The organism is Acidimicrobiales bacterium (assembly GCA_035316325.1).
Classification (GTDB): Bacteria; Actinomycetota; Acidimicrobiia; order Acidimicrobiales; family VFJN01; genus DASXTK01.
The window spans coordinates 1-23,624 of the sequence record DATHJB010000030.1 but is presented as its reverse complement, the minus strand read 5'-3'; the positions used below and the strand labels follow the sequence as shown (position 1 = coordinate 23,624).

The window sequence follows — 23,624 nt, the reverse complement described above, 5'->3', positions numbered from 1 at the left end:
ACGCACAACGCCCGCGTCGTGAACGGCGAAGTCGTGTTCGAGGGCGAAACGGTGGTGGTCGGCGACACGTTGGACCCCACCACACCGCCCCTGTTCGGCGACATCGTGCGCTACGAGCTGCTCTGTCGCCGCCATTTCCGCCACGGCGAACTCGGCGAATAGCTCCTACCACCCGAGGCCCGGCTGGCTTCGTTGGCCGTTGTTACCCGTCGGTAAGATAGGCCCCGTTCGAATCTCGATTGAAGGGGTCCCTCCATGACTGAAGCCGTGATCGTCGCCACCGCACGCAGCCCGATCGGCCGTGCCAACAAGGGAACGCTCACCACGATCCGCCCGGACGACCTGTCCGCCCAGATCGTCACGGCGCTACTCGCCAAGGTGCCCGACCTCGACCCGACGCTGGTCGAGGACATCATCATGGGCTGTGGTCAGCCGGCCGGTGAGGCGGGCTTCAACATCGCCAGGGTCGTTGCCGTGCTCGCCGGTCTCGATGACGTCCCCGGCGTCACCGTCAACCGCTACTGCTCGTCGAGCCTGCAGACGATTCGCATGGCAGCCCACGCGATCAAGGCGGGCGAGGGCGACATCTTCATCGCCGCGGGGGTTGAGACGGTCAGCCGGTACGCCGCGGGTTTCTCCGACAGCGCGCCGAACGAGATCTTCAAGCCGTCCGGCGCCCGCACGCTCGAGCGTTCCGGCGGCGGCGCTGCAACATGGACTCCGCCAGAGGGCCTGCCCGACATCTACATCGCGATGGGCCAGACGGCCGAGAACGTCGTGCAGTACGAGAACGTCTCGCGTCTCGAGATGGACGAGTTCGCCAAGCGCTCGCAGGATCTCGCCGTGGCCAACCAGGAGAACGGCTTCTTCGCCGAGGAGATCACACCCGTCACGCTGGCCGACGGCACCGTCGTCGACAAGGACGACGGCCCCCGCGCCGGCGTCACGCTCGAGGGCCTCGCCGCGCTGAAGCCGGTGTTCCGCCCCGACGGACAGGTCACCGCCGGCAACGCCTGCCCGCTCAACGACGGCGCCGCCGCGGTGATCGTGATGAGCGACACCCGGGCCAAGGAGCTGGGCATCACGCCGCTGGCCCGCATCGTCTCGTCCGGCGTGTCGGGCCTGAACCCGGAGATCATGGGCCTCGGCCCCATCGAGGCGTCCCGCCAGGCCCTCGCCCGGGCCGGCAAGACCATCGACGACATCGACCTGGTCGAGATCAACGAGGCCTTCGCCGCCCAGGTCATCCCGTCGGCGAAGCACCTGGGCATCCCGTGGGACAAGCTCAACGTGAAGGGCGGGGCGATCGCCCTCGGCCACCCGTTCGGCATGACCGGCGCCCGCATCATGACCACGCTGATCCACGCCCTCCAGGACGAGGACAAGACCTTCGGCCTCGAGACGATGTGCGTCGGTGGCGGGCAGGGCATGGCGATGATCGTGGAGCGCCTCAGCTGACACCGACGGTGTGAGGTTGGCACCCCCTGCCACTGCGGGTGGGGGGTGCCGAGCCCTACTGTGCGTCTTTCACGGCGGACAGCAGAGGTGGGAAAATGAACAGGCCTGGCGGGGCATCGTGGACGGACGATGCCGGTATGACGTGGGCGGGTGAGCCGCCCGCGGGTTGGTGGTGTGCGAGCGACGGGCGTTGGTACCCGCCGGCACCGGGGGCGGACCGGGGGAGCTATCCGGGTGGCTTCGCGGACGATCCGGCGGCGACGGCGCCGCTGCGTCCCGTGGAGGAGCCGACCGCGACCACGCGGGCGTGGGACTCGGCGTCGCTGCCTCCGGCGGAGGAGCCACCGTGGACGCCCTCCGGTGGCTACCGGGCGGGGGCGTTGGGCCCATCCTTGGGCTCGGGCTCCGGTGACCGGTTCACCCGACCGACCGGGGCGGGGCTGGCCGGCATGTTCTCGTCGTGGCCGACGTGGGCCCGGATCGCGGTGCCGGTCGTCGGCGGGCTGTTCGTGCTCGGGCTGATCGGCGCCGCGACGGGCGAGGAGCCGGAGGACACGGCGACCCGTTCAGCTGGGGCGACCGCGGAGTCGACCACCACGACGACGGTGGTCCCGACGACCACCCCGGCCCCGACCACGACAGTGCCCCCGACCACCCTGCCGGTGGTCACGGCACCTCCGCCGACCGCGCCTCCGGTGACCGAGCCCCCGCCCCCTCCCCCGACGGTGGCGCCGGCTCCCCCGCCGCCGCCTCCATCCCCGGAGCCCGAGCCGGAGGCGCCCAGCGCGTCCTTCGCGAACTGCGACGCGGCCCGGGCCGCGGGCGCGGCCCCGGTCCACCGGGGCGACCCGGGCTACGGCCCCCACCTCGATCGCGACGACGACGGCGTCGGCTGCGAGTAGCCGAACGTCCGGCCCGCCCATGAACCTGGCGTACCTCTGCCGCGGTGGTCGCGGCGGAGGTACGCCGGAACGGGACGACGGTCAGCCGGTCACCCCGGGTGGGCCGCGGGGAGCTCGAGGGTGAAGCGGGCGCCACCCTCGGGGTTCACGTCGGCCCACACGTAGCCGCCGTGGCGGGTGGCGACGGAGCGGACCACGGCCAGGCCCAGGCCGGCGCCGCCCCGGTCGCGGGACCGGCTGCCGTCGAGGCGGGTGAACCGCTCGAAGATGCGCTCACGGTCGATGACGGGGATGCCCGGGCCGTCGTCATCGACCACCGTCCGCACCCGGTCGCCGTGGCGGGCGACGGTCACCTTCACCCGGCTCGACGCGTGGCGGGCGGCGTTGTCGACCAGGTTGGCCAGCGCCCGGTCGAGGCGGGAGGCCACGCCCTCCACCACGAAGGCGTCGGGGTCGGCGCCGGCGCCGGCGGCGTGCGGGGAGTCGAGCGTGACGGGGACCCGCCGGCCCCGGGACGCCTCCTCGGCGGCCAGGCGCTCCATGTCGACCATCGTCGTGCGTGATGCCGCGGCGGTCTCGTCGTCGGAGGCGAGCACCAGCAGGTCGGCCAGCAGGGTCTCCAACCGCCCCTCCTCGGCCAGCACGGCCCGGGCGACGGTGGGCCAGTCGGCCCGGTCGCCCTCGTGCAGGGCGACCTCGAGGTCGGTGCGGATGGCCGCGACCGGGCTGCGCAGCTCGTGCGACGCGTCCGACACGAACTGGCGCTGCCGCAGCGCCGAGTGCTCCAGGCGCCCGAGCATGGCGTTCATGGTGCGGGCGAGGCGGCCGATCTCGTCGTGGCCGGCGGGCTCGGGCAGCCGCCGGTGGATGCTCTCGCCCCCGATCGACTCGGCCTCCACCCGGATCGCCTCGACCGGCCGCAACGTCCGCCCGGCCAGCCACCAGGCCACCAGCGCCACCACGCCCACGAGCCCCGCGAACAGCATCCACAGGGCCTGGCCCACGGCGTCGATGCTCCGGGCGACCTCGCCCGACGGCGCCAACGCCGTCACGGTGACCCGACCAGCGACGGTCGCGACATCGCGGGTGACGACGTCGCTGTTGGCGCCCCCGAGCACGACCTCGCCGCCACTGCCGGGGAGGGGCTCGGTGAGCGATGGGGGCGAACCGCCGGCGCCGAGCGGAGCGGAGTTCGTGGCACCGGACGTGCACACCACGGCATTGCCACGCTCGCTCTGGCCCTGCAGGCAGGTGGTGACGCCGTCGCTGGCGACGTTCGGTGCCGCGGCCAGCGCCGCTTCCCAACTGGCACCCGCCTCCAACCTGCCGGCCACGGCGTCGACGCTCGCGTCCGCCCGCTCGCGGAGCCGGTCGAGCTGGGCGTCCTCGACCGAGCGGATCATCAACCAGCCCGCCAACGCGACCGCGACGGCGGTGACGATCGCGGCGGAGAGGGTGATCCTCAGGCGCATCGAGCCGGCGATGCGGCGCCAGCCCTCAGGCATCGTGGGCCTCGTCGTGGACCAGCTGGTAGCCGTGGCCCCGCACCGTGCGCAGCGAGTGCCGGCCGAAGGGCTCGTCGATCTTGCGGCGCAGGTAGCGGATGTAGACCTCCACCACGTTGGCGTCGCCGGTGAAGTCGTCGCCCCACACCGTGCGCAGCAGGTCGCGCTTGGCGACCACCGCGCCCGGGTTGCCCAGCAGCGCCTCCAGCAGGGCCAGCTCCCGTGGGGTCAGGGCGATGGGCACGTCGCCGCGGTGGCAGCGGCGGGTCATCGGGTCGAACACCAGGTCGCCGGACGACAGCACCGCGGGCCGGGGAGTGGCACCCCGCCGGGCGAGCGCCCGCAGCCGGGCCACCAGCACCACGAACGAGAAGGGCTTGGAGAGGAAGTCGTCGGCGCCGGTGTCGAGGGCCTCGGCCTCGTCGTACTCGCCGTCCTTGGCGGTGAGCATGAGGATCGGCGTCCAGATGCCCTCGGCCCGCAGCGTGCGGCACACCTGGTAGCCGTTCATGCCGGGCAGCAGGATGTCGAGGACGATGGCGCCGTAGCTGCGCTCGCGGGCGTGCCACAGCCCGTCGAGCCCGTCGTGCGACAGCTCCACCGCGAAGCCCTCGGCGGTCAGCCCGCGCCGGACCGACTCGGCCAGGTGCACCTCGTCGTCGACCACCAGGACTCGCACGGTCACCGAGTGTGGCCTGCGGCGACGCAGATGACACGTCCCCGCCTGAGAGCTCTCTCAGTCGATCTCAGGCCCCTCTCAGCGCAGGGCGCCCACAGTGCGGCGCCATGGACGACACACCTCAGGACCCGAGGCCGCCCGAGCGCCCTCCGTTCCCCCCGAGCCCACCGACCGACCCGCCTCCGGAGCAGCCGACGTTCGACGACGACCTGCCGCCCGGTGGCGACCTGCCGCCCCTCGCGGACCTCGACGGCGACGGTCCCGGGAAGCGGCGACTCCCCGGCGGCCGGCGGCTCCTCGCGGCCGCGGTCGTGGCGCTGGTGCTCGTCGCCGGCGGCGCGGCCTTCGCCCTCGGCGGTGGCGGCGACGGTGACGATGACGACGACGGCGTCGCCAGCATCGACGGCAGCGACGGCGCCGAGGACGGCGACGACTCGTCGAGCGACGGCAGCGGCGGCAACGGCCGGGTCGACGACAGCGAGTTCCAGGACGCCATGTTGGAGTACGCAGCCTGCATGCGGGACCACGGCGTCGACATGCCGGACCCCGAGTTCAACGGCGAGGGCGGCGTGGCGATCAACGCCGGCCCGGCGACCGGCGACCGCGAGGCGGCCGAGGAGACGATGGAGGCGGCCGACGAGGCGTGCCAGCCGATCATGGAAGACGTCATGCCCGACATCCAGCTCTCCCCCGAGGAGCAGGCGCAGATGCAGGACGAGCAGCGGGCCGTGGCCCAGTGCATGCGCGACAAGGGCTGGGACATGCCCGACCCGCAGGTCGGCGACGACGGCTCCGTGAGGGTCGAGGGCGGCCCCGGCGGCAACGGCCGGGCGATGTCGCCCGAGAACCAGGAGGACAACCTCGCGGACATGGAGGCCTGCCAGGAGGAGCTCGGCATCGAGGGCGGTCCCAAGGGTGGTCGCCTCGGCACCACCGACGGCCCCGAATCCGACTCCGACTCCGACGACGAGGGGTCCGCGTGAGCGGGACCGGGATGCGTAGGCGTCGGCGCCAGCTGCTGGTCGGCGGAGTTGCGTCGGTCGTGCTCGTGGCCGGCGGCGCGGTCGTCGCCGTCCGGGGGCTCGACGACTCGGCCGACGCCGCCGACAGCGCCGACGGGGCCGACACGGCCACCGGCGACGCCGAGGTGACCAGGAAGGACCTGCAGGAGTACGAGGAGCTGGCCGGGACCCTCGGCTTCGGCGACCCGGTCGACGTGGCCGTCGGCGCCCAGGGCACGATCACCGCCCTGCCCGCCCTCGGCACCGTGATCGACCGGGGCCAGGGCGTGGTGGAGATCGACGGCCGTTGGGTGCCGCTGTGGTTCGGCGGCCGGCCGCTGTGGCGCCAGCTCGACGCCAACGCCGACGACGGCGCCGACATCGAGCAGGTCGAGGCCAACCTGGTCGCTCTCGGCTTCGCCACCGCCGACACCCTCACCGTCGACCAGGACTGGACCTCCGCCACCACCACCGCCGTGAAGGAGTGGCAGGAGTCGCTCGGGCGGGACGAGACCGGCGCCGTGGCCCCCGGCGACGTCGTCGTCCTGCCCGGGGCGGTGCGGGTGGCGGAGCACCCGACAGCCGTCGGCGGCAGCGCGGGCGGCGGTCCCGTCCTGAAGGTGACCAGCCCCAGCCGGCAGGTCAGCATCGACCTCGACGCCACCAAGCAGAGCCTGGTGGCCAAGGACCAGGCCGTCGAGGTGGAGCTGCCCGACGGGACCCTGCTCCCGGGCAAGGTCGCCGCCGTCGGTGCCGTGGCGACCTCCGAGGACACGGGCGATCCCAACGACCCGGGCACGCCGACCATCGAGGTCACGGTCTCGCTCGACGACCCGTCGCAGGCGGGCACGCTGGACTCGGCGCCCGTCGCCGTGCGTCTGGTGACGAACGCCGCCACCGACGTGCTGACCGTGCCGGTCGACGCCCTGCTGGCGCTGGCCGAGGGCGGCTTCGCCGTCGAGCGGGTGAGCGCCGCCGGATCCACCGAGCTGGTGGCCGTCGAGACCGGCGCCTTCGCCGACGGCTGGGTCGAGGTCACCGGCGACGTCGCCGAGGGCGACACCGTGGTGGTGCCGGCCTCATGAGGGTCGAGACCACAGAGACCACCGGCACCCCCGAGGCCTCCCCCCAGCGGGGGCGGGACGATGACGCACGGCGTCCCGCCCCCGTCCTGCAAATGCGGGACGCGGTGAAGGAGTACCCGGGCGCACCGCCGGTGCGGGCGCTCGACGGGGTCGACCTCGACGTCGTCAGCGGCGAGATGGTCGCCATCGTGGGGCCGTCGGGGTCGGGCAAGTCGACCCTGCTGCACATGATCGGCGCCCTCGACCGGCCCACCACCGGCGTGGTGCGGGTGGCCGGAGCCGACCTGAGCCGCCTCAACGACCGGCAGCTGTCGGCGCTGCGGGCCCGGCGACTCGGCTTCGTGTTCCAGCGGTTCCACCTGCTGTCCGGGCTCAGCGCCCTCGACAACGTGGCCGCCGGGCTCGTCTACCGGGGCGTTCCCGGCAGCGAACGACGGGACCGGGCCGCCAACGCCCTGGCCCGGGTGGGGCTGGCCAAGCGGGCGACGCACCGGCCGACCGAGCTGTCGGGCGGCGAGCAGCAGCGGGTGGCCATCGCCCGGGCGATCGTGGGCGGGCCGGCGATCGTGCTGGCCGACGAGCCCACCGGCAACCTCGACACGTCGACCGGCCGAGAGATCCTCGACGTGTTCGGCGCCCTGCACGACACCGGCACGACGATCGTGCTGATCACCCACGACCTGACGGTCGCGGCGCACGCGCCCCGGGTGGTCGCCCTGCGCGACGGTCGCGTCGACGCCGACACCCACCGGGAGGCGGCATGAGCACGCTCGCGCTGGCGCCCACCCGACTGCGGCCGGGCGACATCGTCGGCCAGGGGTTCGTGGGCCTGCGGTCGAAACGGCTGCGGACCCTGCTGACCGCCGTGGGCATCACCATCGGCATCGCCGCCATGGTGTCGGTCGTGGGCATCTCGACGTCGAGCCGGGCCGACCTCCTGGCCGAGCTCGACGCCCTCGGCACCAACCTCCTCGAGGTGCAGCCGCAGAACAACATGTTCGGCGACGCCACGGAGCTGCCGGTCACCGCCCCCGACATGATCCGGCGCATCCCGGCCGTCGAGTCGGCCGCCGCCACCCGGACCGTGGAGGGGGTGACCGTCCGGCGCAGCAACTACATCCCCACCGACGAGTCGGGCGGCATCGCCGTGCTGGCCACCGAGCCGAACCTGCTCGACACACTGGACGCCACGCTCGCCCACGGCACGTTCCTCAACGCCGCCACGGGCAGCTACCCGAGCGTGGTCCTGGGGTCGGTGGCCGCCGAGCGCCTCGGCATCACCGACCTCGACGGCGACCCGCTCGTCCTCGTCGGCGGCACGTGGTTCAAGGTGATCGGCATCCTCGACCCGGCGCCGCTGGCACCGGACATCGACCGGTCCGCCATGGTGGGCTACGACGTCGGCCAGGAGCTGTTCGGGATCGACGAGGCGCCCTCCACCGTGCGGGTGCGCATCGACCCGGACGAGACGGAGTCGGTGTGGTCGGTGCTGGCCGAGACCACGAACCCGGCGTCGTCCAGCGACGTGGGCGTGAGCCGGCCCAGCGACGCCCTGGAGGCCAAGGCCCAGGCCGACGAGGCGCTCACCGCGCTGCTGCTGGGCCTCGGGGCGGTGGCCCTGCTGGTGGGCGGGGTCGGGATCGCCAACGTGATGGTGATCTCCGTGCTGGAGCGCCGGGCCGAGATCGGCGTGCGCCGGGCCCTCGGGGCGACCCGCCGGCACATCCGCCTGCAGTTCCTGGTGGAGTCGATGCTGCTGGCCGGGCTCGGCGGCGTGGCCGGCGTGGCACTGGGCGCGGGGATCACGGCGCTGTACGCCAACTCCCAGGGCTGGATGTTCTCGGTGCCCCAGGCGGCGCTGCTGGGCGGCGTCGCCGCCTCGCTGGCGGTCGGCGCCCTCGCCGGCCTCTACCCCGCCGCCCGGGCCAGCCGCCTGGCCCCCGCCGAGGCGGTCCGCGCCGAGTAGCGGGTCGCCCCGGGCCACGACACCCCGAAACTTCGACAGAACGCGTCGCTATGGCGCCACCTCTGTCGAAGTTTCGGGGTTGGTCAGGGCAGGCCGGCGTGGGGGACGTCGACGGTGGCGGTGAGCAGCACGGCCTCCCGGGCGACCACCCGGTTGCGCTCGAAGTAGTCGGGTGCGGCGCAGACCAGCAGGGTGCGGCCGTCGTCACCGCCGAGCATGCAGGCGTAGGCGTTGAGTCTGTCGGGCATGTCGACCCGGTCGACGACCGCGCCGCCCTCGGCGAGGCGGACGCAGCGGGCGCCGAACGCGTCGGCCGCCCAGATGTGGCCCTCGGCGTCGAGGCAGCAACCGTCGGGCGCCACCTCGGCGTCGGCCAGGTCGGCCCAGGTGCGGCGGTCGGTCAGCGTCCCGTCGGCGGCGATCGTGAACGCGGTGTAGCGGCGACCCATGGTCTCGCCGACGATCAGCGTGGCGCCGTCCGGGGTGACCACCGTGCCGTTGGGGAACTGCAGGTCCTCGGCCGCCACCGTCACGGTGCCGTCGACGTCGACCCGCACCAGAGCGGCTCCCTGCGGGCCGCCGCCGGCCGTCATGTCGAAGCCGAAGTTGCCCACCCACGCCCGACCGGCCGCGTCGACGACCATGTCGTTCAGGGGGCCGCCGGCGTGCTCGCTCAGGTCGGCGACGACGTCGACGCGGCCGTCCGCGTAACGACGCAGCAGGCGGTGGTCCTTCATCGACACCACCAGCAGCGACCCGTCGGGCCGCCAGCCCAGGCCCGAGGGCTGGGCGTCGACGGTGAGGACCTGCTCCTCGCGGCCGTCCACCGTGTAGGTCGAGACCGTGTGGCGGTAGAAGTCCGACACCCACCAGCGGCCGTCGTGCCAGCGCGGTCCCTCGAAGAACCCGCCACCGGTCGCCAACGTGGTCAGCGTGCGATCCCCCACGGGCGCACCGTAGTTCAGGTGCCGTACACGGGGGCCGGGGGTGGGGCCTTGGCGATCAGCGACTCGACGACGGGGCCGAGCTCGTCGGGCTCCCAGCGGCCGCCCTTGTCGACGGACTCGGTGTGCTGCCAGCCGTCGGCCAGCGACACCCTGCCGCCCTCCAGCTCGAACACCCGCCCGGTCACCGCCGCCGATTCGGTGGAGCCCAGCCACACCACCAGCGGGGAGATGTTGTCAGGCGACATGGGGTCGAAGGCGGCGGGGTCGTCGGGGGCGGCCATGGCGTCGGCGAAGACGGTCTCGGTCATGCGGGTGCGGGCGGAGGGGGCGATGGCGTTGGCGGTGATGCCGTAGCGGCCCAGCTCGGCGGCCTGCACCAGGGTCAGCGAGGCGATGCCACCCTTGGCCGCGCTGTAGGCGGCCTGGCCGATCGACCCCAGCAGCCCCGCGCCCGAGGTGGTGTTCACGATGCGGGCGTCGACGGGGGCGCCGGTGGCCTTCGCCTGGTCGCGCCAGTGCCCCGCGGCGTGGCGGGCGACGGCGAAGTGGCCCTTGAGGTGCACGCGCACCACGGCGTCCCACTCGTCCTCGGCGGCGTTGGCGAACATGCGGTCACGCACGACGCCGGCGTTGTTGACGACCACGTCGAGCCGGCCGAAGGCGTCGAGCGCGGTGCGGACGAGCCGTTGGGCGCCGTCCCAGTCGGCCACGTCGTCGCCGTTGACGACGGCCCGGCCGCCGAGCGCCTCGATGTCGGCGACCACTTCCTGGGCGGGCGAGGCGTCGCCGGCACCGCTGCCGTCGAGCTCGGCGCCCACGTCGTTGACCACCACCGCCGCCCCCTGGCGGGCGAACTCCAGCGCGTGGGCCCGCCCGAGGCCCCTCCCGGCGCCTGTCACAATGACGACCCTGCCTTCACACAACCTGGCCATGCCGGGCATGATGGCACGATCTGACATACCGTCAGAAACGGGGGGAACCGTGGCCGACGACAACGAGTACCTGGGACTGTCCCGCCGGGACGACGACGAGCTTCGGGCTCGGCTCACCGAGTGGCTGGCGCAGCGGCCCGAGATCGGCGCCGACGTGCGGGTCGACCACGTCGATCGCCCCGAGACCAACGGCGTGTCCAGCGAGACCCTGCTGTTCGACGCCTCCTGGTCCTCGGGCGAGGGGCGCTTCGTGGCCCGGATGCGGCCCGACCCCGCCGCCTTCCCCATCTTCCCCACCTACGACCTGGAGCGGCAGGTGCGGGTGATGCGCCTGGTCGGCGAGCGGACCGCAGCGCCCGTGCCGCAGGTGCACTGGTACGAGCCCGACGAGACCGCGCTCGGTGCCCCGTTCTTCGTGATGGACCGGGTCGAGGGCGAGGTGCCGCCCGACGTGATGCCGTATCCCTTCGACGGCTCCTGGGTGGTCGAGGCGACGCCGCAGCAGCGGGCCCACCTGCAGGCCACCAGCGTCGACGTGCTGGCCGCCATCCACGGCGTGGAGGCGTCGGCGGAGGAGCGGGCGTTCCTGGCGTCCCCCGGCGACGAGCCCGGCCGGTCGGCACTGCGGGCCCACTTCGAGGCCGAGAAGGCGTACTACGACTGGGTGCGCGGCGACCTGCGCTACCCGGTGCTCGACCGGGCGTTCGCCTGGCTGGAGGACCACTGGCCGGTGGACGCCGAGGCGGGGCCCACGGTGGTGAGCTGGGGCGACGCCCGCATCGGCAACATGATGTACCGGGACTTCCAGCCGGTCGCGGTGTTCGACTGGGAGATGGCGACGCTCGGCCCGCGGGAGCTCGACCTGTCGTGGTTCGTGTTCCTGCACCGCTTCCTCGACGACATCGCCGTCCAGTTCGAGATGCCCGGGCTGCCCGACTTCCTCGACCGCGACGAGGTGGCCCACCAGTACGCCGAGAGCACCGGCCACGAGCCCCGCGACTTCGACTGGTTCCTCACCTACGCGGCGCTGCGGCACGGCACGGTGATGATCCGGGCGACGGGCCGCTCCGTCCACTTCGGCGAGAACCCCCCGCCGGAGGACCACGAGGAGCTGGTGATGCACCGCCGCACGATCGACGCCCTCGTCGCCGGCACCTACTGGCGTTCGCTCAAACGGTAGGTGGGAGTCGACCTCTCGCTCGCCGACTACGTGCTCGTGTCGCTCGGCGTCCTCGTGGGGGCGCTGGCGCAGGGGTCGATCGGCTTCGGGGCCAACCTGCTGGCCGTGCCGGTGCTGGCGATCGTCGCCCCGGCGGCGCTGCCCGGCACGATGATCCTGCTGCCGCTGCCCCTGCAGATGGCGATGGTCCGCCACGAGCGGGACAGCATCGTGTGGCGTGACGTGGGCTGGGCGACGCTCGGGCGGGCGCCGGGCGTCGTGGTGGGCACGTGGGTCGTGTCGGCGATCGCGTTGGACCAGCTGTCGGTGCTCACGGGCGCGGTGGTGCTGGCGGGGGTGGCGACCAGCGTCGTGGCGACGTCGTTGCCCTTCAACCGTGGCACCAAGCTGACGGCCGGGTTCGTGTCGGGGATCTTCGGGACGGCGACGTCGATCGGCGGGCCGCCGTTGGCCCTGCTGTACCAGCGCCACGACGGCCCGGTGCTGCGGCCGACGCTGGCGGCGTGCTTCCTGCTCGGGACGGCCCTGTCGTTGCCGAGCCTGGTGGTGGCCGGGGTGATGGAGTGGTGGCAGCTGCGGCTGGCCGTGGCCCTGTTGCCGGCGCTGTTCGTGGGTTCGGTGCTCAGCCGGTTGGTCGCCCGGTGGCTCGACGGGCCGTGGATGCGGCCGACGGTGCTGGCGTTCGCCGCCGCGGCCGCCGCTGTCGCCATCGTCCGTGGGATCGGGTAGGCACCGGCAGTTAGCTTCGTCCGTCGTGGCCGCTGCCGATCACGACGACCCCCTGGACCTGTTCCGCTCGCTGAACGACCCCGAGCGGCGGCGGGAGATCGAGCGGCGCGGCGACTTCTTCCTGGTGGAGGGGCTGCTGGGGCTGCGGTCGCTGGTGGAGTCGTCGTACTCGATCCGCATGGTGCTGGCGGCCGAGAACCGGGCGCAGGTGGTGCTCGAGCTGGTCGGGCAGCGGGCGCCGATCGTGGTGCGCTCGGCCGAGGACGTGCGCGCCGTCACCGGCTTCAACTTCCACCGGGGCGTGATCGCTGCGGTGGACCGGCGGCCGTTGCCGTCGGTGGCCTCGGTGGTGGGGTCGCCGGCCCGGCGGCTGGCGCTGGTGGAGGGCGTCAACGACCACGAGAACCTGGGGGCCCTGTTCCGCAACGCCGCCGGCTTCGGCATCGACGGCGTGCTGCTCGACCCGACCGCCGCCGATCCCCTCTACCGGCGCTCGGTGCGGGTGTCGATGGGCCACGTGCTGCGGGTGCCGTTCACCCGCTTCCCGGCCTGGCCCGCGGGCCTCGACGAGGTGCGGGCCGCGGGCTTCACCGTCGTCGCGCTGACCCCGGCGCCGCACGCCGAGCCGGTCGACACCCTGGCCGCCGACCCGCCCCCCAAGATCGCCTTCCTGGTCGGCGCCGAGGGCCCGGGCCTCACCGACGCGGCGCTGGCGGCCGCCGACCGGCTCGTGAGGATCCCTCTGTCGTCGGCGGTCGACTCCCTCAACGTCGCCACCGCCGCCGCGATCGCCTTCCACCGACTGTCGTAGATGCCTTCAAAATGCTTGCACCATGCCCCCGTAGCGGTTGTAAGCTGTCACACATGGTGGCGATACAGATACGGGACGTCCCCGAGGATGTCCACGCAGAACTGGTGCGACAGGCCGAAGAGGCCGAGCAGTCGCTCAACAAGTACCTGCTCGGCGTCCTCCGCGAGACCATCCGCGGCGGCGGCAACGCCGAGGTCTTCGCCCGGGCTGCCGCGCGCAGAGGCAACCCACCGCCGGGTCATGGCGCCAGGCTGATCCGTGAGATGCGTGACGCTGCATCGGGGGACCGATGATCGTCATCGACGCATCCGTCCTGTACGAGGCACTTCTTGGCTCGGTGGCGGCCAGTGATCGCCTGTCCGAGGAACGGCTGTTCGCTCCTGAGCTAGTCGACGTCGAGTTCATGAACTCGCTCCGCAAGTCGATACGCCGCAAGATCATCACCAAGCGGCGAGCCGACGAGGCCTTGGAGAACTACGCCGAGACCTACATCGTCCGCTTCCCGATGCGACAGTTCATGGACCGGGCGTGGGAGCTGCGCGACAACGTCACGCCGTACGACGCCATGTACGTGGCGTTGGCCGAGTGGTTCGAGGTCCCCTTGGTGACGACCGATGCCAAGTTGGCCGGCGCGTCGGGCATCAAGGCCAGTGTGGAGGTGGTGCCCGTGGGTTAGAGGCGCTCGATGATCGTGACGTTGGCCTGGCCGCCGCCCTCGCACATCGTCTGGAGGCCCCAGCGGCCGCCCGTGCGCTCCAGCTCGTGGAGGAGGGTGGTCATCAGGCGAGCACCGGTGGCGCCGAGCGGGTGGCCCAGGGCGATGGCGCCGCCGTTGACGTTGACCTTCGCCGGGTCGGCGCCGGTGTCCGTCAGCCAGGCGATCACCACCGACGCGAACGCCTCGTTGATCTCCACCAGGTCGATGTCGTCCAGCGACATGCCTGCCTTCCCGAGCGCATAGGCCGTGGCCGGGATGGGCGCGGTGAGCATCCACACCGGGTCGTCGGCCCGCACGGAGAGGTGGTGGATGCGGGCCCGGGGCGTCAGGTCGTGATCACGCAGGCCCTGCTCGTTGACGATGAGGAGCGCCGCCGAGGCATCCGATATCTGCGACGCGCAGGCGGCGGTGACCCGTCCGCCCTCGGTCAGCGTCGGCAGCGACCGGATCTTCTCCCAGTTCGGTTCCCGGGGGCCTTCGTCGGCGGCGACGTCGCCCAGCGGGGCGATCTCGGCGTCGAAGCGGCCCTCGGCCCGGGCCCGGATCGCCCGCTCGTGCGACTCGACGGCGAACGCCTCCATGTCGTCGCGGGAGAGGTCCCACTTGGCGGCGATCATCTCCGCCGACCGGAACTGCGACACCTCCTGCGTGCCGTAGCGCTCCACCCAGCCGGTCGAGCCGGTGAAGGGGTCGTCGAAGCCGAGGGGCTGGCCGGCGGTCATGGCCGACGAGATGGGGATCTGCGACATCTGCTGGACCCCGCCCGCCACCACGACGTCCTGCGTGCCGGACAGGACCGCCTGGGCGGCGAAGTGGACGGCCTGCTGCGACGAGCCGCACTGGCGGTCGACGGTGGTGCCGGGCACGTGGTCGGGCAGGCCGGCGGCGAGCCAGCACGTGCGGGCGATGTCGCCGGCCTGCCCGCCGATGGTGTCGACGCAGCCGAACACCACGTCCTCCACGGCGGACGGGTCGATGCCGCTGCGCTCCACGAGCGCGCTCAGCGCGTGGGCGCCCAGGTCGGCGGGGTGGACCTGTGCCAGCCCTCCGCCGCGCCGCCCCACGGGCGACCGCACCGCTTCGACGATGTAGGCCTCAGCCATCGCTCGCTCCTCCTCAGATCCCGAGTGCTCGTCCGACCCGGTCGCGGTGCCAGGCGGCGTCGCCCCACGCCGCGGCCAGGGCCCACGACCGCTTGAGGTACAGGTGTAGGTCGGCCTCGACCGTGTAGCCGATCGCACCGTGACACTGCAGCGCCTGGCGCCCGACGAACCGGGCCGCGTCCGACGCCATGGCCTTGGCCATCGACACGTCGCGGGCCCGGGTATCGGCGCCGGTGGCGACCGAATGGGCGGCCCGGTAGACGGCCGGGCGGGCGAACGCCAGGTCCTTCAGGGCGTTCGCCAGGTGGTGCTTCACCGCCTGGAACGCCCCGACGGGCTGCCCGAACTGCTCCCGCTGGGTGACGTAGGCGACCGTGAGGTCGAGCATCCGCTGGCCGAGGCCGACGAGCTGCGCCGCCGTGCCGAGGGCGCCCCGGTCGAACGCCAGCTCCACCGCGGCGGGGTCGTCGGTCAGCAGGGTGCCGGGGGACGACTGCCAGGTCACGCGGGCCGCCCGGCGGGCGCCGTCGACGGTCTCCAGCGGTGTCAGCTCGACGTCGCCCGGCTCCACCAGGTGCAGCGCCTCGCCGTCCCGGAGCAGGAACCGGTCGGCGTCGGCCGCGCACGGGACGTTCGGGCCACCGAGGTCGGACGCCACCAGCCCGGCACCCGGACGCAGCGGGGCGGCGACGGCCACCGAGTCGACGATCGGGTGGGGCAGCGCGGCCCGGCCCGACTCCTCCAGGACCAGCACCAGCGACCGTTCGTCGAGACCCAGGCCGCCGGCGGGCTCGGGGACCAGCGTCGCGGTGACGCCCATCTCGTCGAGCGCCTGCCACACGCCCCGGTCGAGGTCGCCCGACCACGCCGCGCGCACCGACTCGGGCGGGCACTGCTTGTCGAGCAGGTCGCGGACGGCGTCGCGGAAGGCCAGCTGGTCGTCGTCGAACCCGAAGAACACGGCGGCCTACCCCTACTTCCTCGGCAGGCCGAGGACGCGCTCGGCGGCGATGTTGCGTTGGATCTCGTTGGTGCCGGCGTAGATCGGGCCGGACAGGGCGAACTGCCAGCCCTTCGACCACGGCCCCTCGAGCTCGGCGTCCGGGCCCAGGAGCTCCAGCGCCAGCTCGTGCAGGTCGCAGTCGAGCTCCGACCACCAGACCTTGTTGACCGAGCTCTCGGCACCCATCGCCCCACCCCCGGACAACCGGGTGACGGTGTCGAGCGTGAACAGGCTGTACGCCTCGGCCCGCATCCACGCCTCCACCAGCCGCTCCCGCAGCCGGGGCTGGGGATCGGCCTGGTACCGCGAGATCAGCCGGGCCGCCGTCGCCAGGAAGCGCCCCGGCGACCGCAGCGTGAGGCCCCGCTCGGAGCCGGTGGTGGCCATGGCGACCGACCAGCCCTGCCCCACCTCGCCCAACACCACGCCGCCGGGCAGGGCGTCGTCGGCGAGGAAGGCGCCGTCGAAGAACACCTCCGCGAACCCCTCGTCGCCGTCGAGCCGCCCGAAGCCCCGCACGGTGACGCCCGGCGTGTCGAACGGCACCAGCAGGTACGACAGGCCCCGGTGCCGCTCCGACTCGGGGTCGGTCCGGAACAGACCGAAGAGGTGGGTGCAGAAGGCGCCGCGGGTGGTCCACGTCTTCTGGCCGTCGAGCCGCCAGCCGCCGTCGACCCGCGTGGCCTTGGCCCGGATGCCCGCCAGGTCGCTGCCGGCGTTCGGCTCCGACCAGCCCTGGCACCACAGGTCGTCGGCGGCGGCCATGCGCGGGAGGATGTGCGCCTGCTGCTCGGGCGTGCCGAACTCGAACACCGTCGGAGCCAGCAGGAAGATGCCGTTCTGCGTGACCCGGGGTGGGCCGCCGGCCCGGTAGTACTCCTCCTCGAAGATCAGCCACTCCCACAGCGAGGCGCCCCGCCCGCCGTGCTCCTCGGGCCACGACACCGCCGCCCAGCGCCCGGCGTGCAGATCACGCTCCCAGTCGAGGTGCTGGGCGAAACCCTCCCGGGTGTCGCCCGACCGTGGCTCGCCGCCCTCGCACCCGGCCCGCCACGCCGCCAGGTGCTCCTCCAGCCAACCCCGGGCCTCGGCCCGGAACCCGTCCTCGGCGGGGCCCCACGTCAGGTCCATCAGCGCTTCTCCAGGCGGGCCAGCGTCTCTTCGGCCTCGGCGACGATGCGGTCGATCAGCTCGGCGACCGTAGGGAGCTCGTCGACCACGCCGGCGACCTGGCCGGTCGGCAGCACCCCGACCTCGGGTCGCCCGTCGACCAGCGCCGCCTTGATCAGCATCGGGGCGTTGGCGGCCATGGCCATCTGCGACCACGACAGGCCCTGGCTGCGCCGCATCGCCAGGCCTTCCCGCACCATCTGGCGCAGCGGCGTGCCGGTCAGCCGGCGGAACCGCAGCGCCGCGGTGAACGACCGGGCGAGGCGGGACACGCCGCTCGAGCGCTCCAGCCGGTCGACCAGGTCGGTGCGCACCACCCGCTGGGGCATCCCGTCGAGCGCCACGGTCACGACGGTGCCCGTCACGGCCGTCGACAGGTAGAGCTGCTTGATCGGCTCCGGCACCGTCGACTCCTGGGTGAGCAGGAAGCGGGTGCCCATGGCGATGCCGTCGGCACCCCAGGCCAGCGCGGCGACCAGGCCCCGCCCGTCGTGGAACCCCCCGGCGCCCAGCACGGGCACCTCGGAGCCGACGGCGTCGACCACCTGGGGCAGCAGCAGCGACGTTGGCACCGTCCCGGTGTGGCCGCCGCCCTCGCCGCCCTGGGCGATCACGGCGTCGACCCCGGCGGCGAGCATCTTCTCGGCGTGGCGCCGGGCGCCGACGGTGGGCATCACGAGGATGCCGGCCTCGTGGAGGCGGTCGATCGCGGCGTTGGTCGGCGCTCCGGCGAAGCTGACCAGCCGCACGCCGGCGTCGACGCAGAGGGCGACGCGGGCGTCGAGGTCGGGCTGGTCGGGCCGGAAGTTCACGCCGAACGGCGCCGACGTCCGCTCCTGCACCGAGGCGAGAGCCCCTTCGAGCAGCTCGGTGGTCATGGTGACCGCCGCCAGGATGCCGAAGCCCCCGGCCGCGCTCGTGGCCGCCGTCAACGACGCCCCGGAGACCCAGCCCATCCCCGTCTGGACGATCGGCTGCCGGCACCCGACCAGCTCACAAAACCGCCCTCCGAGACCTGACACCCCGTCAGATTAGCGGGAGACCCCCGACCACCGACAGCCCGGAGCCCGCACCGGTCAGGTGGGGTCGGGGACCTCGGTGATGCGCAGGTTCTGCGGGTCGAGGGTTTCCCGGATCAGCTCCAGCTCCTCCGGGGTGGGGAGGCGGGAGGTGGGGACCTCGTCGGGGATCACCAGGTCGAAGCCGGTGGCGGCCACCACCTCGTCGACGGTGACACCCGGGTGGAGGGCTTGCAGGCGCATGCGGTGGTCGGGGGTGGCGAAGTCGAACACCCCGAGGTTCGACACCACCCGCCGCACGTCGAAGTACCGGGCCGGGCCGTCGAGACCCAGCTCGGTCGCCCGATCCCAGCCCACGCCGGTCACCGTGTCGACCTTCTCCACGAACACCCGCGGCCCGTGCTTCGGCACCCAGTACGACGTCGTGCAGTTGAGCGTGTTGCCCGGCGCGCCCCGGTAGCCGAGGAGCTGCACCTTGGGCCGCCCGTAGTCGCCGATGGCGGCGAAGTTCTGGTTGCCGTAGCGGTCGAGCTGCGTGGCACCCATCACGACGTGCCGCCGCCCCGACCACACCCAGTCGAACATCGACCGGTACGGGTTCCAGTACTCCACGGTCTTGCCGTCGCCGCTGGTGAGGCCGCCGGGCGACTCGGGCCCGGGGAACGTCACGTCGTCGGCGATCAGCCGGGCCTCCCCGTCGGTGCAGCACAGCAGCGGCTCGAACGTGGCCCGGGCCAGGCGCCCGCCCAGCACCGGGATGAGGCCGATGGGGTTGGCCAGGATCTCGCCGTCGCCCCGGAAGCACTCGGCCATGGCGACGATGCAGATCTCGGCACGGGAGATGTCGGTCACCGCAACGCACCCGCCTTCCGCTGGTAGTCCGACTCGGGGATGTCGATCCACTCGGCCCGGAACGACGCCCACGCCTCGGGCGACGCGGCCGAGGCGGCGTACGCCTGCTGGAACGCCTCGTCGCGCCCGTAGTCCGGGGCGCAGGCCGTGAAGTGCGCGCCACCGGGTGCCGACACCACCCCGTCGACCATCATCCGGCTGATCCGCAGCTGGTGGAGGCACCCCTCGCGCTCCAGGTCGCCGGTGGGCACCACGAGCTCGGTGGAGATGAAGCGGCCGCCGGTGGGTGCGGCCTGCAGCATGAGGTCGTCCCAGTAGAGGTCGGGGCCGAGGTACATGGCGTTGCCCCGAGCGTCCGAGCGGTTGAGGTGGCAGATCGCGGCGTCGAGCCGGAAGGCCGGCATGGCCAGCAGCTCCTCGCCGTCGTCGAAGGGCGACGTGACCCGACCGAGCGTCGGGTTGTCGCGCACCAGGTCCGACCCGAGGCCGACCCGGGTGGGCAGGAACGGCACCCGCCACGCCGCCGCCTGCAGGCCCAGGTGGACGAGGCCCTCGTCCAGCGGCTCGTCGGCGATGGCGCCGGACTCCCGGGCCCGCCGGAAGTGCGGTTCGAGCGGGATCGTGTCGAGCGTGGCGAAGGCGTAGATCGCCTTGCTCACCTTGCCGGCGGCGCACAGCAGGCCCAGGTCGGGACCACCGTGGCTCAGGATCGTCAGATCCTGCAGGTCGCTGCGCAGGATGGCCCGCACGATCGACATGGGCTTGCGCCGGCTGCCCCACCCCCCGATGGCGATGGTCATCCCCGACCGCAGCTCGGCGACGACGTCGTCCTCGCCGAGCAGCTTCTCCCCGACCACGGTGGCGCTCATTCCCCTTCCTTCCCCTTGTCCTCCACGAACGCATCGCGGTGCTCGTCGGCCACGCCGGAGAGGTTGAGCTCGAACGTGAAGCCCTGCTCGAAGCGGTAGCTGTGGTGGACGTCGACCGGGTCGATCCCGTTGAGCGACTGCTTGGCGGCCCGGATCACGGTGGGCGACTTGGCGGCGATCTCGCCCGCCACGGCCAGCGCCGTCGCCCGCAGCTCCTCCTTGGGCACCACCTGCAGCACCGACCCGAAGGCGTGCAGCTCGGCGGCCGTGGCCGTCGCCGACGTGTAGACCATCGCCCGCATCTTGTGCTGCGGCACGAGCCGGGCGAGGTGGGTCGCCGCGCCCAGAGCGCCCCGGTCGACCTCGGGGAGCCCGAAGGTGGCGTCGTCGCTGGCGACGATCACATCGGCGTTGCCGACCAGCCCGATGCCACCGCCCAGGCAGAAACCCTGCACCGCGGCGACCACCGGGACGAGGCAGTCGTACACCGCCCCGAAGGCGGCGTAGCACCCCCGGTTGGCGCCCAGGAGGGCGTCGAAGCCGGTGGTGCGCTGCATCTCCTTGATGTCGACGCCGGCGTTGAAGCCGCGCCCCTCCGCACGCAGGACGACCACCCGGACGGCGTCGTCCTGGCCGAGCGACCCCACCACGTCGGCCAGCTCGAACCAGCCGGCGACAGGCAGGGCGTTGACGGGCGGGTAGTCGACCACGACCTCGGCGATCCCCTGGTCGTGCACCTCGGTTGTGATGCCCATGGCGTGCGCTTCTCCAGATCTGACGGCCCGTCAGGTAGCGCGCAAGGTAGGCGCCCCGGCGCTCCGCCACAACCCGAACCGCCGCTCGCCTCCGGGTAACGCTGGTTATGCGCACGCCGCTAACCTCCGCCGGATGCATCGGGCCCTCTCCCTCGTCGGCACTGGACTCCTGGCTGCGACCCTCACGCTGGCCGCGGCCTGCGGCGAGGACGACAACGCCGACGACGGCAGCGAACTGGAAGACGTGGTGTCGATCGACGGCTCGGAGGCCGACGTGAAGGTGCTCGACAACACGTTCAACGACGAGAACATCAGCGTCGCCTCCGGCACCAAGGTGGTGTGGACCAACGACGGTCGCCAGGACCACGACATCATCCCCAACGACGATGGCGACTGGGGCGTCGATCCCGACGACTTCGAGGCCGGCGCCGTCTACGAGCACACCTTCGACGAGCCCGGCACCTACCGCTACTACTGCTCGCTGCACGGCTCGGAGACCTCCGGGATGATCGGTGCCGTGGTGGTCGAGGAACCGTGATGGGAGGAACGATGAATCGAGTGGTTGCGACCGTGCTCGCCGTCGGGCTCGTGGTGTCCGCCGCGGCCTGCGGCGATGACGACGACGAGAGCGGCGGGGGGAGCGAGGGCGGCGGGTCGTCGGGCGGAGCGCTCGACACCGGGCAGGAGGACATCCGCGCCGTCCCCGAGGAGTACGACACCATCCAGGAAGCGGTCGACGCCGCCGAGGAGGGCGACCTGGTGCTGGTCTCCCCCGGCGTCTACAAGGAGGCCGTCACCGTCGAGACCGACGACATCGTCATCCGGGGCCTCGACCGCAACGACGTGATCCTCGACGGCGAGTTCGAGAAGGACAACGGCATCCGGGTGCTGGAGGCCGACGGTGTCGCCGTCGAGAACATGACGGCCCGCAACTACACCACCAACGGCTTCTTCTGGACCGGCGCCGAGGGCTACCGGGGCTCCTACCTCACCGCCCACAACAACGGCGACTACGGCGTCTACGCCTTCGACTCCACCGTCGGGCTGTTCGAGCACTCCTACGGCTCCGGGTCGCCCGACGCCGGCTTCTACATCGGCCAGTGCTACCCGTGCGATGCCGTGATGCGTGACGTCGTGGCGGAGAACAACGGCCTCGGCTACTCGGGCACCAACGCCGGCGGGAACCTCTACATCGTCGACTCGGTGTTCCGGCAGAACCGGGCCGGCATCGTGCCCAACAGCGGCAGCTACGAGCTGTACCCGCCCGAGCGCGAGACCACGATCGTCGGCAACCTCGTGTACTCCAACAACAACTACGAGACCGCCGCGATCGACTCGGCCCGGCTGGCCGGCGGCAACGGCATCCTCGTGGCCGGCGGCAACGACAACGTGATCGAGCGCAACCTCGTCTTCGACCACGACATCGCCGGCATCGCCGTGGTGCTCATCGACGACGCCGAGGCCCCGGGCGGCTACTACTGGCCGTCGGGCAACGTGGTGCGGGGCAACGTGGTGGAGGACTCCCGGCTCGCCGACCTCGGCGTGGTCCAGGAGGCCGACGGCGGCAACTGCTTCGCCGACAACGAGTTCGCCACGACCGCGCCGACGAACCTGGAGACGCTGCTGCCCTGCGAGGGCACCGGCTCGGGCAACCCGGACGAGGGCGCGCTCGACATCGGCCGGCTGGCGACCATGGACGGCAAGCCGGAGTCGGGCGTCTACCAGGACATGCCGATCCCGGACGACCAGGAGAACATGCCCGACGCCGACTCGGCCGACTGGGAGCCCGCGGGCGCCCCACCCGAGGTCGACGTCGACGCCATCGAGGTGCCCGACAAGCCGTGAGCACGTGAGTGACCCCTCGAGATTGCGTTCGAAAACCCGCACATAGCGGGCGGACGCACGCAATTTCGGGGCTGGTCATCGCGGTCCTTCTCCTCGCCTGCTCGGCCGGCGACGAGACGAACCGCCCGGCCACCTCGGCCCTGATCGCCACCGTGGCGGACCAGGGGTCGTTCTCGACGCCGTGCCCCTACAGCCACTCCGGCGACGACGATCCGATCGTGCACCCGGGGCATGCGGGGGCGTCGCACCGGCACGACTTCTTCGGGGCGACGACGACGGGCGCCGGTTCCGAAGCGGCGTCGCTCCTGGCCGGCGGCACCACGTGCCGGACGGTCGCCGACCGCAGCGCCTACTGGGCCCCGTCCCTGCTCGCCGACGGCCGGCCCCTCGAGCCGATCGAGATGCAGGCCTACTACCGGGTGCCGATCGGCGCCGACGCGACGCAGGTGGAGCCGCCGCCCAACGGGTTGGAGCTGATCGCCGGGGACGGCGACGCCACCGCACCCCAGGACCCGTCGACGATCGCCTGGTCGTGCGGGCTGGCGGAGGCGACGGCGCCGGAGCCGCAGCCGTGCGAGCGGTCGCCGTTCCTGTTGCTGCGGCTGATGTTCCCGCCCTGCTGGGACGGCGAGCACCTCGGCTCCGACGACCACCGCTCGCATGTCGCCCCGCTGGGTGACGACGGCGCCTGCCCCGCCGACCACCCGGTGCTGCTCCCCCAGCTGCGCCTCGACATCCGCTACCCGTCGACACCGGCCGGCACCACCCTCACGCTGGCGTCCGGCCCCACCACCGGCGGCCACGGCGACGCCGTCATGGCCTGGGACCAGGACCACATCGCCCGGGAGGTCGACCTCTGCCTCCGCAAGAACCGCCGCTGCGACGTGACGTCGGAGACCGCCCGCCTCAACGTCGGCGATCCCTGAATCTGTTCACCCCAGACGAAATGTGCACGGGAACGCACGGAAATCGTGCGTTCCCGTGCACATTTCGTCTGAAGGTCAGCGACGGCGGTAGCCGAGGACGTAGTCCGGGGTCGGGAGGGCGGCCGGCTGGAGGGGGTCTGGCACGGCGGCGCCCGGCACCACCGGCAGT

Annotated in this window: 25 protein-coding genes; 14 read left to right on the top strand and 11 right to left on the bottom strand. The window is 72.8% G+C overall.

The annotated features are described in order from the left end of the window. Positions 1 to 255 precede the first annotated feature (255 nt). Together VK611_04340 and VK611_04335 are read left to right on the top strand one after the other, a co-directional pair. Positions 256 to 1,458: an acetyl-CoA C-acetyltransferase gene (locus VK611_04340; protein ID HMG40529.1), complete on the top strand. Its 1,203-nt coding sequence runs from the start codon at positions 256 to 258 to the stop codon at positions 1,456 to 1,458. Between the two features lie 137 nt (positions 1,459 to 1,595). Next, positions 1,596 to 2,360, top strand: coding sequence for an excalibur calcium-binding domain-containing protein (locus VK611_04335; protein ID HMG40528.1), 765 nt, complete (start codon positions 1,596 to 1,598; stop codon positions 2,358 to 2,360). Positions 2,361 to 2,449: 89 nt separating this feature from the next. Here VK611_04335 and VK611_04330 read toward each other — a convergent pair whose 3' ends face one another. Together VK611_04330 and VK611_04325 are read right to left on the bottom strand one after the other, a co-directional pair. Beyond that, positions 2,450 to 3,865 carry an ATP-binding protein gene (locus tag VK611_04330; protein HMG40527.1) on the bottom strand — a complete coding sequence of 472 codons (1,416 nt, stop codon included), beginning with the start codon at positions 3,863 to 3,865 and terminating at the stop codon, positions 2,450 to 2,452. Beyond that, positions 3,858 to 4,550 (bottom strand): response regulator transcription factor, encoded by a 693-nt coding sequence (locus VK611_04325; GenBank protein HMG40526.1) that lies wholly within the window; start codon positions 4,548 to 4,550, stop codon positions 3,858 to 3,860. Before VK611_04325 ends, VK611_04330 begins: the two co-directional genes overlap by 8 nt. A 101-nt stretch (positions 4,551 to 4,651) precedes the next feature. On the opposite strand from VK611_04325, the gene VK611_04320 reads away from it, so the two are divergent. The 4 genes from VK611_04320 to VK611_04305 all read left to right on the top strand — a co-directional run bounded on the left by VK611_04320 (position 4,652) and on the right by VK611_04305 (position 8,596). Continuing rightward, a complete protein-coding gene (locus tag VK611_04320) occupies positions 4,652 to 5,527 on the top strand; it encodes a hypothetical protein (GenBank protein HMG40525.1) in 876 nt (291 codons plus the stop codon). A gap of 11 nt (positions 5,528 to 5,538) precedes the next feature. Continuing rightward, positions 5,539 to 6,630, top strand: coding sequence for a peptidoglycan-binding protein (locus tag VK611_04315; GenBank protein ID HMG40524.1), 1,092 nt, complete (start codon positions 5,539 to 5,541; stop codon positions 6,628 to 6,630). Positions 6,631 to 6,722: 92 nt separating this feature from the next. Next, positions 6,723 to 7,394 (top strand): ABC transporter ATP-binding protein, encoded by a 672-nt coding sequence (locus VK611_04310; protein HMG40523.1) that lies wholly within the window; start codon positions 6,723 to 6,725, stop codon positions 7,392 to 7,394. Then, the gene (locus tag VK611_04305) at positions 7,391 to 8,596 is read left to right on the top strand and encodes an ABC transporter permease (protein HMG40522.1); all 1,206 of its coding nucleotides are present in this window, start codon (positions 7,391 to 7,393) and stop codon (positions 8,594 to 8,596) included. The genes VK611_04310 and VK611_04305 overlap by 4 nt, the downstream gene beginning before the upstream one ends. An 83-nt stretch (positions 8,597 to 8,679) precedes the next feature. Here VK611_04305 and VK611_04300 read toward each other — a convergent pair whose 3' ends face one another. Continuing rightward, positions 8,680 to 9,543, bottom strand: coding sequence for an SMP-30/gluconolactonase/LRE family protein (locus tag VK611_04300; protein HMG40521.1), 864 nt, complete (start codon positions 9,541 to 9,543; stop codon positions 8,680 to 8,682). A 14-nt stretch (positions 9,544 to 9,557) separates the two neighbouring features. After that, entirely contained in the window at positions 9,558 to 10,475 is a 918-nt protein-coding gene (locus VK611_04295; protein ID HMG40520.1) for an SDR family oxidoreductase, read from the bottom strand. A 49-nt stretch (positions 10,476 to 10,524) separates the two neighbouring features. Here VK611_04295 and VK611_04290 point away from each other — a divergent pair, with 49 nt between their 5' ends. From VK611_04290 to VK611_04270, 5 genes are read left to right on the top strand one after another with little or no spacing between them, the layout of a single operon-like run. After that, positions 10,525 to 11,655 (top strand): phosphotransferase family protein, encoded by a 1,131-nt coding sequence (locus VK611_04290; protein ID HMG40519.1) that lies wholly within the window; start codon positions 10,525 to 10,527, stop codon positions 11,653 to 11,655. Then, positions 11,656 to 12,384, top strand: coding sequence for a sulfite exporter TauE/SafE family protein (locus VK611_04285; protein ID HMG40518.1), 729 nt, complete (start codon positions 11,656 to 11,658; stop codon positions 12,382 to 12,384). It abuts the gene before it with no gap. 25 nt (positions 12,385 to 12,409) lie between these two features. Next, a complete protein-coding gene (locus tag VK611_04280) occupies positions 12,410 to 13,195 on the top strand; it encodes an RNA methyltransferase (protein ID HMG40517.1) in 786 nt (261 codons plus the stop codon). A 53-nt stretch (positions 13,196 to 13,248) separates the two neighbouring features. Continuing rightward, positions 13,249 to 13,488, top strand: a complete 240-nt coding sequence (locus tag VK611_04275) for a toxin-antitoxin system HicB family antitoxin (GenBank protein HMG40516.1) — start codon at positions 13,249 to 13,251, stop codon at positions 13,486 to 13,488. After that, positions 13,485 to 13,871, top strand: a complete 387-nt coding sequence (locus tag VK611_04270) for a type II toxin-antitoxin system VapC family toxin (GenBank protein ID HMG40515.1) — start codon at positions 13,485 to 13,487, stop codon at positions 13,869 to 13,871. Before VK611_04275 ends, VK611_04270 begins: the two co-directional genes overlap by 4 nt. On the opposite strand, the gene VK611_04265 is transcribed toward VK611_04270, so the two are convergent. From VK611_04265 to VK611_04235, 7 genes are read right to left on the bottom strand one after another with little or no spacing between them, the layout of a single operon-like run. Further along, positions 13,868 to 15,016, bottom strand: a complete 1,149-nt coding sequence (locus VK611_04265) for an acetyl-CoA C-acetyltransferase (GenBank protein ID HMG40514.1) — start codon at positions 15,014 to 15,016, stop codon at positions 13,868 to 13,870. The genes VK611_04270 and VK611_04265 overlap by 4 nt on opposite strands. A gap of 13 nt (positions 15,017 to 15,029) precedes the next feature. Then, positions 15,030 to 15,977: an acyl-CoA dehydrogenase family protein gene (locus VK611_04260; protein HMG40513.1), complete on the bottom strand. Its 948-nt coding sequence runs from the start codon at positions 15,975 to 15,977 to the stop codon at positions 15,030 to 15,032. A 12-nt stretch (positions 15,978 to 15,989) separates the two neighbouring features. Continuing rightward, entirely contained in the window at positions 15,990 to 17,150 is a 1,161-nt protein-coding gene (locus VK611_04255; protein ID HMG40512.1) for an acyl-CoA dehydrogenase family protein, read from the bottom strand. Continuing rightward, positions 17,150 to 18,211: a nitronate monooxygenase family protein gene (locus tag VK611_04250; protein ID HMG40511.1), complete on the bottom strand. Its 1,062-nt coding sequence runs from the start codon at positions 18,209 to 18,211 to the stop codon at positions 17,150 to 17,152. The genes VK611_04255 and VK611_04250 overlap by 1 nt, the downstream gene beginning before the upstream one ends. Positions 18,212 to 18,265: 54 nt before the next feature. Beyond that, positions 18,266 to 19,060 carry a CoA-transferase gene (locus VK611_04245; protein ID HMG40510.1) on the bottom strand — a complete coding sequence of 265 codons (795 nt, stop codon included), beginning with the start codon at positions 19,058 to 19,060 and terminating at the stop codon, positions 18,266 to 18,268. Beyond that, positions 19,057 to 19,929, bottom strand: coding sequence for a CoA-transferase (locus VK611_04240; GenBank protein HMG40509.1), 873 nt, complete (start codon positions 19,927 to 19,929; stop codon positions 19,057 to 19,059). Before VK611_04240 ends, VK611_04245 begins: the two co-directional genes overlap by 4 nt. Then, positions 19,926 to 20,684, bottom strand: a complete 759-nt coding sequence (locus VK611_04235) for an enoyl-CoA hydratase family protein (GenBank protein HMG40508.1) — start codon at positions 20,682 to 20,684, stop codon at positions 19,926 to 19,928. The genes VK611_04240 and VK611_04235 overlap by 4 nt, the downstream gene beginning before the upstream one ends. Positions 20,685 to 20,817: 133 nt before the next feature. Here VK611_04235 and VK611_04230 point away from each other — a divergent pair, with 133 nt between their 5' ends. The 3 genes from VK611_04230 (at position 20,818) to VK611_04220 (ending at position 23,455) form a co-directional block, all read left to right on the top strand. Continuing rightward, a complete protein-coding gene (locus VK611_04230; GenBank protein HMG40507.1) occupies positions 20,818 to 21,222 on the top strand; it encodes a plastocyanin/azurin family copper-binding protein in 405 nt (134 codons plus the stop codon). 11 nt (positions 21,223 to 21,233) lie between these two features. Next, complete coding sequence (locus VK611_04225; protein ID HMG40506.1) at positions 21,234 to 22,529, top strand: right-handed parallel beta-helix repeat-containing protein; 1,296 nt, start codon at positions 21,234 to 21,236, stop codon at positions 22,527 to 22,529. 152 nt (positions 22,530 to 22,681) lie between these two features. Further along, the gene (locus tag VK611_04220) at positions 22,682 to 23,455 is read left to right on the top strand and encodes a DUF1996 domain-containing protein (GenBank protein ID HMG40505.1); all 774 of its coding nucleotides are present in this window, start codon (positions 22,682 to 22,684) and stop codon (positions 23,453 to 23,455) included. Positions 23,456 to 23,624: the final 169 nt, after the last annotated feature.

Bases quoted from the DNA above. Each gene is read 5' to 3' on its own strand.
- VK611_04295 (HMG40520.1), bottom strand. From the start codon at position 10,475: ATGGCCAGGTTGTGTGAAGGCAGGGTCGTCATTGTGACAGGCGCCGGG.
- VK611_04240 (HMG40509.1), bottom strand. From the start codon at position 19,929: ATGAGCGCCACCGTGGTCGGGGAGAAGCTGCTCGGCGAGGACGACGTC.
- VK611_04225 (HMG40506.1), top strand. From the start codon at position 21,234: ATGAATCGAGTGGTTGCGACCGTGCTCGCCGTCGGGCTCGTGGTGTCC.
- VK611_04340 (HMG40529.1), top strand. From the start codon at position 256: ATGACTGAAGCCGTGATCGTCGCCACCGCACGCAGCCCGATCGGCCGT.
- VK611_04270 (HMG40515.1), top strand. From the start codon at position 13,485: ATGATCGTCATCGACGCATCCGTCCTGTACGAGGCACTTCTTGGCTCG.
- VK611_04320 (HMG40525.1), top strand. From the start codon at position 4,652: ATGGACGACACACCTCAGGACCCGAGGCCGCCCGAGCGCCCTCCGTTC.
- VK611_04265 (HMG40514.1), bottom strand. From the start codon at position 15,016: ATGGCTGAGGCCTACATCGTCGAAGCGGTGCGGTCGCCCGTGGGGCGG.
- VK611_04315 (HMG40524.1), top strand. From the start codon at position 5,539: ATGCGTAGGCGTCGGCGCCAGCTGCTGGTCGGCGGAGTTGCGTCGGTC.
- VK611_04230 (HMG40507.1), top strand. From the start codon at position 20,818: ATGCATCGGGCCCTCTCCCTCGTCGGCACTGGACTCCTGGCTGCGACC.
- VK611_04330 (HMG40527.1), bottom strand. From the start codon at position 3,865: ATGCCTGAGGGCTGGCGCCGCATCGCCGGCTCGATGCGCCTGAGGATC.
- VK611_04305 (HMG40522.1), top strand. From the start codon at position 7,391: ATGAGCACGCTCGCGCTGGCGCCCACCCGACTGCGGCCGGGCGACATC.
- VK611_04235 (HMG40508.1), bottom strand. From the start codon at position 20,684: ATGGGCATCACAACCGAGGTGCACGACCAGGGGATCGCCGAGGTCGTG.
- VK611_04275 (HMG40516.1), top strand. From the start codon at position 13,249: ATGGTGGCGATACAGATACGGGACGTCCCCGAGGATGTCCACGCAGAA.
- VK611_04255 (HMG40512.1), bottom strand. From the start codon at position 17,150: ATGGACCTGACGTGGGGCCCCGCCGAGGACGGGTTCCGGGCCGAGGCC.
- VK611_04310 (HMG40523.1), top strand. From the start codon at position 6,723: ATGCGGGACGCGGTGAAGGAGTACCCGGGCGCACCGCCGGTGCGGGCG.
- VK611_04335 (HMG40528.1), top strand. From the start codon at position 1,596: ATGACGTGGGCGGGTGAGCCGCCCGCGGGTTGGTGGTGTGCGAGCGAC.